At 64.4% G+C, this 12,172-nt stretch carries 9 protein-coding genes; 5 read left to right on the top strand and 4 right to left on the bottom strand.

Features of this window, described 5'->3' with window-relative positions; translation table 11 throughout:
• Positions 1–12 precede the first annotated feature (12 nt).
• Positions 13–639, bottom strand: a complete 627-nt coding sequence (locus tag GTP55_RS12325; protein ID WP_161045210.1) for a glutathione S-transferase family protein — start codon at positions 637–639, stop codon at positions 13–15.
• On the bottom strand, positions 636–1,304 hold the full coding sequence (locus GTP55_RS12320) for a glutathione S-transferase family protein (protein ID WP_161045209.1): 669 nt from the start codon (positions 1,302–1,304) through the stop codon (positions 636–638). The genes GTP55_RS12325 and GTP55_RS12320 overlap by 4 nt, the downstream gene beginning before the upstream one ends.
• Before the next feature lie 121 nt (positions 1,305–1,425).
• On the opposite strand from GTP55_RS12320, the gene GTP55_RS12315 reads away from it, so the two are divergent.
• Together GTP55_RS12315 and GTP55_RS12310 are read left to right on the top strand one after the other, a co-directional pair.
• A complete protein-coding gene (locus GTP55_RS12315) occupies positions 1,426–4,083 on the top strand; it encodes a M1 family metallopeptidase (RefSeq protein ID WP_161045208.1) in 2,658 nt (885 codons plus the stop codon).
• A gap of 430 nt (positions 4,084–4,513) precedes the next feature.
• A complete protein-coding gene (locus GTP55_RS12310) occupies positions 4,514–5,146 on the top strand; it encodes a YceI family protein (protein ID WP_229257889.1) in 633 nt (210 codons plus the stop codon).
• Between the two features lie 131 nt (positions 5,147–5,277).
• On the opposite strand, the gene GTP55_RS12305 is transcribed toward GTP55_RS12310, so the two are convergent.
• The gene (locus GTP55_RS12305; protein ID WP_161045206.1) at positions 5,278–5,907 is read right to left on the bottom strand and encodes a LysE family translocator; all 630 of its coding nucleotides are present in this window, start codon (positions 5,905–5,907) and stop codon (positions 5,278–5,280) included.
• 102 nt (positions 5,908–6,009) lie between these two features.
• On the opposite strand from GTP55_RS12305, the gene GTP55_RS12300 reads away from it, so the two are divergent.
• From GTP55_RS12300 to GTP55_RS12290, 3 genes are all read left to right on the top strand, one after another.
• Positions 6,010–8,832: a hybrid sensor histidine kinase/response regulator gene (locus GTP55_RS12300; RefSeq protein WP_161045205.1), complete on the top strand. Its 2,823-nt coding sequence runs from the start codon at positions 6,010–6,012 to the stop codon at positions 8,830–8,832.
• A 70-nt stretch (positions 8,833–8,902) separates the two neighbouring features.
• Positions 8,903–10,291, top strand: coding sequence for an MFS transporter (locus GTP55_RS12295; RefSeq protein WP_161045204.1), 1,389 nt, complete (start codon positions 8,903–8,905; stop codon positions 10,289–10,291).
• Positions 10,292–10,347: 56 nt separating this feature from the next.
• Entirely contained in the window at positions 10,348–11,007 is a 660-nt protein-coding gene (locus GTP55_RS12290; RefSeq protein WP_161045203.1) for a class I SAM-dependent methyltransferase, read from the top strand.
• 53 nt (positions 11,008–11,060) lie between these two features.
• Here GTP55_RS12290 and GTP55_RS12285 read toward each other — a convergent pair whose 3' ends face one another.
• Positions 11,061–12,131 carry a flavodoxin family protein gene (locus GTP55_RS12285; RefSeq protein WP_161045202.1) on the bottom strand — a complete coding sequence of 357 codons (1,071 nt, stop codon included), beginning with the start codon at positions 12,129–12,131 and terminating at the stop codon, positions 11,061–11,063.
• Positions 12,132–12,172 lie beyond the last annotated feature (41 nt).

Raw genomic sequence — 12,172 nt, 5'->3', positions numbered from 1 at the left:
CCCTTATCCCACTTAGCCCAGGGCACTCGCGCTGGGCCGCTCGGCGATGCGGTCGCGCCAGGCCTGCAAGTGCGTCAACCCCTCATGCCCCGGCCGGAATTTCATCAGCCCGCGCGCAAACTCCAGCGCACAGAACGCGGTAATGTCGGCGATAGTGAAGCGCTGCCCGGCTACGAAGGGCTGGCCAGCCAGGGTTGTGTCCAGCCAGCGCGCCGTCTCGCGCATCTTCCCGGCCTGCGCCGCGCCGTACTCTGGAAACTGCGGCTGCTCCAATGCGGCCAGGCCGGGATGCGTGTGGCGGATGCAGTTGGCGGCGCCGAGGAACAGATGCAGTTCCACGCGGCGGTCCGTCATCTCAATGAAGGCCCGTTCGTCAAAGCCCTCGCCCATCAGATTAGGCTCGGGCGCATAGCCTTCCAGCCAGGAGCAGATGGCGCGCGTCTCGGCCAGCACGCGGCCGTCGTCCAGTTCCAGCGCCGGCACGCGGCCAAAAGGATTGAGCGCCAGGTATTCGGCGCTGCGATGCTGGCCGGCGCCGATATCGATCTGCACCGGCTCGATGCCGGTCAGCCCCTTCTCGGCGATGAACATGGCGACGCGGCGCGGATTCGGCGCCCGGGCGGAGGTATAGAGTTTCATCGCGACTGCCCCTTTTCCAGCATGGTGCCAATGGTGGTGGGATCGGTGCGCTCGACGCGCGGCGGCATAATGATACCGCGCTGTACCGCTGGCCGCGCGGCAATCGCAGCCAGCCAGCGTTGCAGGTGCGGCAGATCGTCCACCGTCACGCCAGACCAGTTGTGCGTATGGACCCATGCCCAGTTGGCGATGTCGGCGATCGAATAGTCGCCGGCCAGGTATTCGTGCTGCGCCAGGTGCGCGTCCAGCACGCGGAACAGACGCTTGCTCTCGCCCTGATAGCGGTCGATGGCCGGCTGGATCTTCTCCGGGAAGTAGCGGTGGAACACATTGGCCTGCCCCATCATGGGACCGACGCCGCCCATCTGGAACATCAGCCATTGCAGCACCTGCGAGCGGCCCTTGAAGTCGGCCGGCATCAATTCGCCGGTCTTCTCTGCCAGGTAAATCAGGATGGCGCCGGACTCGAACACCGCAAAATTGTCCTCGGCGCGGTCGACGATGGCCGGGATGCGGCCGTTCGGATTAATCGCCAGGAACCATGGTTCTTTCTGTTCGCCGGCCATCAGGTCCAGCGCGTGCAACGTGTAAGTCAGTTCCAGCTCTTCCAGCGCGATGGAGACTTTATGGCCGTTGGGAGTCGCGGCCGTGTACAAATCGATCATGTCTGTGCCTTCTGCCAAAGTGAACGTAGCAAGATCATAATCCTATTTGGGATTTGACAGCGTCCGCACTTCGCCGTAGATTGCTTGCTTGCCCAAAAGGCCAACATTACGAAGGAAAAGCATGCAACGCAGTTTGATTTCGCTCGCCGTCATGGCGCTGCTGGGATTGTCCGCCGGCGCCCCTACCCTGGTCGCCGCTGCCCCTGCCGCCAAAGTTACGCAGGTCACCACCCAGCTTCCCCGCACCGCCGTGCCGACGCACTACGCCGTGTCGCTGACGCCAGACGCCGCCAACAGCAGCTTTAGCGCCAGCGTGACCATCGCGCTCGATGTCAAACAAGCCACCAGCAGCCTGACGCTGAACGCCGCCGACCTGAAATTCAGCGCCGCCGCCATCAGCGCCGGCCCGGGCAAACCGCAGCAAGCCGCCAGCAAGACCGACATCGACGCCGACAAGCAGACCGTCACCTTCCATTTTGCAGACACCCTGAAACCCGGCAGCTACCAGCTCAAACTGGACTATACCGGCGTGATCGGAACCCAGGCCTCCGGCCTGTTCTCGCTCGACTACGACAACGGCGGCGCCAAAAAGCGCGCCCTGTACACCCAGTTTGAAAACTCCGACGCGCGCCGCATGATCCCATCGTGGGACGAGCCGTTCTACAAGGCCACCTTCGCGCTGGAGGCCACTGTCCCTGCCGGCCAGATGGCCGTGTCCAATATGCCGGTTAGCTCCACCACCAAGCTGGCGGACGGCCGCGAACTGGTGCGCTTTGCCACCTCGCCAAAAATGTCGACCTACCTGCTGTTCTTCGGCCTGGGCGAATTTGACCGCGCCACCGCCGTGCAGGACGGCGTGGAGCTGGGCGTGATCACCCAGAAAGGTGCGCTGGGCCAGGCCCAGTTTGCGCTGGAATCGTCGCGCGACGTGCTGAAAGAATACAACGACTACTTCGGCGTCAAATATCCGCTGCCTAAGCTGGACAACATCGCCGCGCCAGGCCGCAGCCAGTTCTTCAGCGCGATGGAAAACTGGGGCGCTATCTTCACCTTTGAGAATTCTATCCTGCTCGATCCGCGCGTCGCCACGCAGTCGGACAAGGAAGTCTCGTTCCTGGTGGCCGCGCACGAAATGGCGCACCAGTGGTTCGGCGACCTGGTCACCATGGCCTGGTGGGACGACCTTTGGCTGAACGAGGGCTTCGCCTCGTGGATGGAGTCGCGCACCACCACCCGCCTGCACCCTGAATGGAACTGGGAACTGCGCGCGGTCGGTACCCGCGAAGGCGCGATGGAGCAGGACGCGCTGGCCACCACCCACCCGATCGTGCAGCACATCGCCACCGTCGAACAAGCCAGCCAGGCATTCGACAACATCACCTACAGCAAGGGCGAATCGGTAATCCGCATGCTGGAAAACTATGTGGGCGAAGAAGGCTGGCGCGCCGGCGTGCGCAGCTACATCGCCAAGCACGCCTATGGCAACACCGTGTCCGACGACCTGTGGCGCGAAGTGGAAAAGGCAGCGCACAAGCCGGTGACCGCGATTGCCCACGACTTCACGCTGCAACCTGGCGTGCCGCTGATCCGCGTGGCCGATGCCGTGTGCAAGGATGGCAAGACCACCATCCAGCTGACGCAGGGTGAATTCAGCAAAGACAAGGAAAACAAGAAGCCACTGAGCTGGCGCGTGCCCGTGATCGCGCAGACCGTCGGCGGCGCCACCGTGCGCACCGTGGTCAGCGGCGGCAAGGCCAGCATGACGCTGCCTGGTTGCGGCGCGGTGCTGGTCAACGCCGGCCAGAGTGGCTACTACCGCACGCTGTACACCGACAAGGCCTTTGGCGCGCTGGCGAAGGGCTTCGCCACCATGCCGACCATCGACCAACTGGGCCTGCTGTCGGACAGCTGGGCGCTGGGCATGGCCGGCCTGATGCCGGCCTCCAGCTTCCTCGACCTGGCCAACAGCGCACCGGTGGACGCAGCGCCGCAAGTGTGGCAGAAGATCGCCGGCGTACTGGCCGGCCTGCACGACAGCTACGAAAGCAAGCCGGAACAGCGCGCGGCGCTGGACCGCTTCGCGCGTGCACGCCTGGCGCCAGTATTTGCCCGCATCGGCTGGACCGCCGCCAAGGATGAAGCGGCGCCGGTGGCCAATCTGCGCGAAACGCTGATCCGCGCGCTGGGCGAAGTGGGCGACGACAGCGTGATCGCCGAAGCGCGCCGCCGTTATGCCGCTTCCGCCACCGACAAATCGGCCATGCCGGCAGCGCTGCGCCGTCCGATCCTGAGCGTGATCGCCGCCAGCGCGGATGCCGCCACCTGGGACCAGATGCGCGCCGCCGCCAAGGCCGAGCAGTCGAACATGATCAAGGCGCAGATGTATGACCTGCTGGGTTCCGCCAGCGACAAGGCGCAGGCGCAACGGGCGCTTGACCTGGCCCTGACCGATGAACCGGGCGCTACTGCCGGCGCGTCGATTATCAGCCACGTGGCCAGCAACCACCCGGACCTGGCGTTCGACTTCGCCATCTCGCACCGCGACCAGATCGACAAGATCGTTGATGGCGCCTCGCGCAGCCGCTACTTCCCTGGTCTGGGCGGACGTTCGGCCGATCCGGCCATGATCGGCAAGCTGCAGGCTTACGCCAGGCAGTACCTGCCGGCCGATGCGCAAGGCGATACCAAGCAGGCGATTGCGGCGATCGAGTACCGCATCAAGGTGCGCACCAAGCGTCTGCCGCAGATTGACGCGTGGTTGAAGCAGCACGCCGGCTAAAGGCAAAAAAAACCAGCAGCATCGTGAGATGTTGCTGGTTGCAAAACGCTCGAAAGCGTGGGGATGTCTGGTTGTCCGCCGACTATGGTGTCGTCTGAACTAAAATTGTGCCGGGCGTTATAGGTCCGGCAACCTGGCGCTGGGCTTCACCTCGCGCTATGGGTTCTACTTTGCCATCGATCGTAAATCGCAGGCTTAGAACTTCATTAAAGTACCGGGGATGGCGTAATGGTGCCGGTGTTTGAGGCCACCGGCCAGCCTGCTGAGCCATGCACCGTGAGCATCCGCGCCATCTTGGGCGCGGGGTCGGACGGTGCAAGCTTTCGCCAGCGGAGCGATAATAATTGGACAATATGACGGCCAAATGACGCACACTAAATTAACCTCCGCAATATGCGCAGCACTCTGTGCGCTGAGCGCTTGCACGCAGTTGCCGCCGCCAACTAGCGCGCCCGCGACCGCGCCTGCTGTCGCCCAGACGCCGCCAGCTGTCACGCCGCCCGCCGCGCCAGCCCTGCCGGACGCCGGCCCGCTACTGCGCATCGATACCGCCCAATCGCTGATCGCCGTCACTGTGCGGCGCGGCGGCATATTGGCGCGGCTGGGCCATGACCACGTGGTCGCCAGCCATACGGTAACAGGCACGGTTGCTCCATTGCGCAATGTAGCGGATTTCCAGTTTCGTCTCGATGAGATGAAAATAGATGAAGCAGACCTGCGCCGCATCGCCGGCATGGAAAAGCAGCCGTCCGCCGACGCCATCGAAGGCACGCGACACAACATGCTGACGAAAGTGCTGGATGCCGACCGCTATCCGCTGGTCACCGTGCACGTGGAACGCCGCGCCGCCGGCCAGCCGCTGCAAGTCGCCATCACGCTGCACGGCGTCACCCGCACGCTGGCCATTCCGGTCGAACTGCGCGAAGAAAATGGCGTCATCAGCGTCAAAGGCACGGTCCAGCTGAAGCAGACCGATTTCGGCCTGACGCCGTTTTCCGTCATGGGTGGCGCCATGTCCGTGCTGGACCCGATGGAGCTGCGCTTCGACCTGACCGCCAGATAAAAAAAAGCCCGCGCACTTCGCGAGGCGCGGGCCAAAAGTTTCAAATCGGGAGAGACTTGAAAGAGCAAAGCCAGTATCTCAGCCATGCATGACGCCCTGATGACATCACGCCTTCCCGATCAAAGTTTTTTTTAGCGGGCGATAATCAGGCGCAAACCGAGGCCGACGAAAATCGCACCGGCCACCCGGTCCATCCACTTGCCCGCGCTCGGCGTGCGATTGATCCACGCCCCCACCGCGCCGGAAAAATAGCCCAGCAGTCCAAACAGCACCACCGCCTGCGCCGTGAACAGCAGACCCAGTTGCGCCGTCTGCCACGCCGCGTCGCCGCGCGAGGCCACCACAAACTGCGGCAAAAACGACAGGAAGAACAACACCACCTTCGGATTGATCATGTTGGCGAACAGTCCCTTGGCGAACAGCTTGCGCAGACTTTCATCGGGCAATCCAGCGCCCTCCACCCGTGCACCGCCACGGCTGCGCAAGGCGCCGTAACCGAGCCAGATCAGATAGCCGCCACCGAGCAGCTTCAAGGCGCCAAACGCCAGCGGCGACGCCTTGATCAAGGCGCTCACGCCCAGCGCGGCCAATACCGTATGGCTCAGGCACCCCAGCGCGCAGCCCAGTCCAAACATCATCCCCTGGCGGCGGCCGCGTGTCATGCCAACGCTGAGAACCATCAGGTTGTCGGGCCCCGGCGAAATGGTGATCAGCAGCGCCGCGCCGAGGAATCCGATGAACTGTTCTGGTGAGATAAGCAAGATATCGTCCTCAAGAGCAAAGCCGCCATCATACCAAAGCACTAAGTTCTCGTTTAAAATGACACCACCACCTACCATGGACAGCCGGCGCACGGACCACGAATGAGCAAAGCGAGCAAGATCTACAGCTTCACCGCGTACCTGCGTCGCTATGCCCTGCTCCTGCTGCTGGCGATGTGCGCGCATGCCAGCAGCACCGCCGCGCCCATCGCGCTGACCGGCGCCAGCATCGACCTGGCCAAGGCCGGCCGGCTGTATGCCGACAATGGCGAACCCTATCCTGTCACTGCGGCCGGCCTGCCCGCCATGCTGGCCAAGCTCACGCCTGCGGCCAAGGTCAATCTGCTGGGCGGCGGCTACTGGCTGTATGCAGAGCTGCGTAACGACAGCCGCCAGCAGCACTGGGTAATCGACCCGAACGACACGCTGATCGATCTGGTCGACATCCAGATCTACAACGAAGACGGCAGCATCCACCAGATGATGACCGGCTACCGCCAGCCGCATGCCTACCTGCTCCACTACGGCAAGGACATCGACCTGCAACCGGGCCAGCGCTACCAGGTGCTGATCCGCTTCTCCAGTCCCTACTATGCGCGCACGCCGGTGTTCTCGGTGCTGCCGCGCACCGACTACCAGCAGCTGGTGGCCAGGGAAAATGTGCTGATCATCGGCGCGCTCGGTGCGCTGCTGGCGCTCACCGTGTTCAACTTCTTCATCTACTCGATCACGCGCGACCGCTCGTCGCTGTACTACTCGCTGTACGTGCTGTGCTACGCGGTGGCGTGGGGCATGACCTTCCATATGTCGGCCGACTTGTTCGGCTGGCATAACCTGCACTGGCACTACGTGCCGTTCTTCCTGCTGCCGGTACTGAGCACGCTGTTCTACACCACCTTCCTGCGGCTGAAGGAAACCGCGCCGCGCCTGTATGCGCTGAGCCGCGTCAACATCGTACTGCCGCTGGTGACGCTGCCAAGCTGCTTCCTGGCGCTGAGCTATGCCCACACCATCGCCACCATCGTCATCACCATCTGGATGACGATGGCGCTCACCACCGGCATCATCGTCTGGCGCAGCGGCTACTACCCGGCGCGCTTTTTCGTGTTCGGCTTCGTGGCGCTGATGGTGCCAGGGCTGATCATCCTGCCGGCCAATGTCGGCCTGATCCCGGCGCTGGTCAGCAATGCGCAGCTGTTCACGCTCCTCGGCGGCACGCTGGACGGCGTGCTGCTGGCGTTTGCGCTGGCCGACCAGATCCGCCTGCTGCGCAACAACCTGGAACAGCGCGTCAACGAACGCACGGCCCAGCTGACCGAAGCCAAGGAACATGCGGAAGTGGTCAGCCGCCACCGCATCGATTTTCTGTCGGCGATGAGCCACGACATCCGCACGCCGCTGGCAGGCGTGATCGGCATGATCAAGTTCGCCATGCGCGACCAGTCAGTGCGCGGCAGGACCGAAGAGTATTTGCGCATCGGCTTGCAGAACAGCGAGTCGCTACTGGCCATCCTCAACGACATCCTCGACTTCTCCAAGATCGACGCCGGCCGCCTGTCCATCGAAACCGTGGACTTCGACCTGATCGCGCTGATCGACGACGCCCTCGGCATCCTGCAACAGCAGGCCGACGCCAAAAGCCTGCTGCTGCGCTCCGACCTGGCGCTGGACCTGCCGCGCTACGTGCGCGGCGACCCGACGCGCCTGCGCCAGATCCTGCTTAACCTGCTGGGCAACGCCATCAAGTTCACCGACCGCGGCGAAGTGCGGCTGGACGCCGCAGCGCTGCAACTGGCCGACGGCCGTGCCAGCATTTGCTTCGACGTCAGCGACACCGGTCCCGGGATCCCCCCCGACACGCTGCCACGCCTGTTCCAGAAATTCGAGCAGGCCGACCATTCGACCACGCGCCGCTATGGCGGTACCGGCCTTGGCCTGGCGATCTGCAAGGAACTGGTGGAACTGATGGGCGGTTCGATCATGGCCGAGAGCCGGGTCGGCGCCGGTTCCACCTTCACCGTCACGCTGCCGCTGGCACTCGGTGCGGCGCCGGCCGTCGACGCCACCGCGCTGCCGCACAAGGAGCATCACGCCTACCGCCTGCGCGTGCTGTGCGCCGAGGACGTGCGCACCAACCAGATCATCGTCAGCACGCTGCTGGAGGGCATGGGGCACGACATCCGCATCGTGGAAAACGGCCTGCAGGCGCTGCACGCGCTGAGCACCGCCGCCTATGACCTGGTGCTGATGGACGGCCGCATGCCGATGATGGACGGCGAGCAGGCCACGCGCCTGATCCGTGCCGGCGGCAGCGAAGACTATCGCGTGCTCGATCCGGCCATTCCGATCATCGCGCTGACCGCCAACGCCAGCGACCATGACCGCGCGCGCTACCTGGCCGGCGGCATGGACGGCTTCCTCAGCAAGCCGGTCGACGAGCGCCTGCTGTACGACCAGGTGGAAAAAGTCATCGCCCAGCACCTGAGCCGCGGCCGGCCGCTACGTCCCACGGATGCCATGCAACTGGCGGCCGATCGCACCGCGTCGCTGGACGAGCAGTTCGGCATCGAGCACGCTGCGGCGGCGCCGGACACGGTACAGATCATGCCGCTGGCCGGCCTGTCGCACAAACATATGCAGCGCATCACCCAGGCCTTCCTGGACGAAGCGCCGCGCCGGCTGGAGACGGCGCGCGCGGCGGTCGTCGCCGGCAACAGCAACGCGGCGGCGGCGGCCATCCACGCGCTGAAAGGCAGCGCGGGCTACCTCAACTCCACGCACCTGCATTCGCTGTGCCACGAGATGGAAGCCGCCGCCAGCGCGGGCGACCTGGTGGAAGTGATCGACATGCTGCCGGACGTCGAAGCGGCGCTGGACAAGGCCTGCGCCGACCTGCGCAGCGCCTGCGCCAGCGCCAGCACCTGAGCGCAGTCCAGCAAAGTTTCGCGTTTTCCGCGACAATGAGAGGCTTAGTTCACCTTGCATCGGATTTTCCATGAACCCTCAAGATAGCGCGCTGGCTGCGCGCGACGGCCTGCCGCCCGATGCGCGCTGGCTCGCCATGCTGTCGGTCGCCATCGGCGTCGGCATGTCGTCGCTCGATACGGCGATCGCCAACACCGCCCTCCCCGCCATCGCCGACCAATTGCGCACCACCCCCGCCGCCTCGGTCTGGATCGTCAATGTTTATCAATTGGCCATGGTGGCCACGCTGCTGCCGTTTGCCGCACTGGGCGAAGTGATCGGCTACCGGCGCGTGTGCCTGATCGGCCTGACCCTGTTTACCGCCGCCTCGCTGGCCTGCGCGCTGGCCTGGTCGCTGCCGTCGCTGGTGGTGGCGCGGCTGTTCCAGGGCATCGGCGGCGCCGCCATGATGGGGGTGAACACCGCGCTGGTGCGTTCCATCTTCCCCGCCAAGCTGCATGGACGCGGCTTCGGCCTCAATTCGCTGGTGGTGGCGGTGGGCTTTGCGGTTGGCCCCACCGCCGCCTCGCTGATTCTGGCAGTGGCCTCGTGGCCATGGCTGTTCGCCATCAATGTGCCGCTGGGCGTCGTCGCTGTGCTGCTGGGCCGCCGCGCGCTGCCGCACACCCACCGCGCCAGCCACAAAATCGACGCGCCAACGGCCATCCTCAACGTGCTTGCCTTCGGCCTGCTGATCCTCACCTTCGGCGACGCCGCGCACCAGGAAGGCTGGCAGCGACTGCTGCCGGAGGTGGTCGCCACGCTGGTGCTGTTTGTCCTGCTGCTGCGCCGCCAGGCCGGCCATGCGGCGCCAATGCTGCCGGTGGACCTGTTCAAGCGACCGCTGTTCGCGTTGTCGGCGTTGACGGCGGTGTGCACCTTCGCCGCACAAGGCCTGGCGTTTGTCTCGCTGCCGTTTTATTTTGAACATACGCTGGGCCGCTCGCCGATTGAAACCGGCTTCCTGCTGACGCCATGGGCGGTGCTGGTGGCGGTGATGGCGCCGATCGCCGGCCGCCTGAGCGACCGTTATCCGCCCGGCGCGCTGGGCGGCATCGGTACCGCCATCCTGTCGTCGGGCCTGGTGGCGATGGTGATGTTGCCGGCGAATCCGACCGTGTTCGATATCGGCTGGCGCATGGCGTGGTGCGGTATCGGTTTCGGCTTCTTCCAGGCGCCGAACCTGAAAGCCATTATGGGTAGCGCGCCGCCGTCGCGCGCGGGTGGCGCCAGCGGCATCGTCGCCACTGCGCGGCTGATCGGCCAGGCTACTGGGGCGGCGCTGGTGGCGTACTGCTTCACGCTGTCGCCATTGCGCGGCACCTCGTATGCGCTGATGCTGGCGGCGGCGTTTGCGGCGGTCGGTTGCGTGGCCAGCTTCTCGCGGCTGGTGGTGACGCAGGCAGCTGATCAAGCGTGAGCCGCGCTGACGCGGACGCTGCTACACTCTGGCTCACATATTCAGGAGCTACCAGCATGTCCAACCGCACGCTTAATTTGACCGATACGCTGTACGACTACGTCCTCGCGCATTCGCTGCGCGAGCATCCGGCGCAAACCGCGCTGCGCGCCGCTACGCGAGGGCATGAACGCGCCAGCATGCAAATCTCGCCGGAGCAAGGCCAGTTCATGGCGCTGCTGGTCAAACTGATGGGCGCGCGCTATGCGATCGAGGTGGGCGTGTTCACCGGCTACAGCGCGTTATCGGTGGCGCTGGCGCTGCCGCCGGAAGGCCGGTTGATCGCCTGTGACATCAGCGATGAATACACCAGTGTCGCCAAGCCGTTCTGGCAGCAAGCCGGCGTAGCCGACAAGATCGACCTGCGCCTGGCGCCCGCGCAAGATACGCTGCAGGCGTTGCTGAACGATGGCGAAGCCGGGCTGTATGACTTTGCCTTCATCGACGCCGACAAGGTGGGCTACGACGGTTATTACGAAAGCTGCCTGCAGCTGCTGCGCCCCGGCGGTCTGATGGTGCTGGATAACACGCTGCGCGACGGCCGCGTGGCCGCGCGCGCTGAAGATCCGGACACCGCCGCACTGCAAGCGCTCAATATCAAGCTGCGCGAAGACCAGCGCATCGACCTGTCGATGCTGCCGATCAGCGATGGCGTAACGCTGGCGCGCAAGCGCTAAGCTGAACGCGGCCTGCCACCCTGCGCAGCCGCGTCCCATCTTTGGCTGGGCCGCTATTTCGGCCGCGCCGGTTTAATATCCTCGTCCGCCTTGTGCAGCGCGCCGCTGCGCAACTGCCCTACCGCCACCGCGACCGAGCGCGCCACATTGCGCACCTCTTCCTGGAACGCCTCGTCCTTGTCCAGCGTCGCATGGCTGTCGGCATACGATTCGTAATAGCCGACATAGCGGTCCAGGGCCGACTGCTTGCCAGCGTCAATCAATCCCATCCAGTCCAGCCAGTCGGCCAGTCCGCGCCGCAGCCCTTCAATGCCGGCCACGTCGCCATGCACCACCAGCCCATAGGCTCGCCCGGCCAGGTGCTTCGGATAATCCCAACCAGCCAATTCCAGCGCCTTGGCCTCCGCCGCCTTCTTGCCATGCGTGGTGGTGGGATCCGGATTACCGCCATCCGCACACACCAGCCGGTCGATCATCAGCTTGAGCACAGACGGCGCCTGATACCAGTAAGTCGGCGTCAGGATGATGACGCCGTGCGCCGCCACCCACTTTTCGTAAATCTCCGCCATCCAGTCGTTCACCTGGCGCTCACCATGGTTTGGATAGCAGCTGCACGGCCAATGACACAGCGGCATGGCAGTCGACACGCAGCCCTTGCAAGGATGGATATGCTGGTCATAGGCAGACGTCAGCAGACTCAAATCCAGCACATCCACCTCGACATCCGCAGCTTCCAGCACCTCCTTCGCCCATAGACTCATGCGATAGGTCTTGGAGATCTCGCCCGGACAGCTGCCATCATTACGCGCCGCGCCAATGATGAGCAACACGCGCGACTGGGTCGCCGCATCCTTCTGCCGCTGCTCGGCTGCCAGCAGGCGATCACGGGTCTCCTTCCACTCAACCGACATATCGTAATCCGGATCGGCAAACTCGCTGCCGGCCTTTTGCGTGATCGGCGCCTTGCGGCCCTCATCATAATTGCGCCAGGCAATTTCCTCCACCTGCGCCAGCGCGTCCGAGGCCTGCTCAAACCTGGGATCAACGAACGACCGCATGAACTGCAAACGAAACTCCTTGCGCTCCAGCTTTTCTGGCGCTTGTCCTTGACGTACTTCCGGCATGTGACCTCCTTGTGTAAAGCTAGCTTGGCACGCCGCCGGAC

It is taken from the genome of Duganella margarita, from assembly GCF_009857535.1.
GTDB classification, from domain to species: domain Bacteria; phylum Pseudomonadota; class Gammaproteobacteria; order Burkholderiales; family Burkholderiaceae_D; genus Rugamonas; species Rugamonas margarita.
Note: the sequence above shows the minus strand (reverse complement) of the source record. Positions and strands in the feature narration are given on the sequence as shown.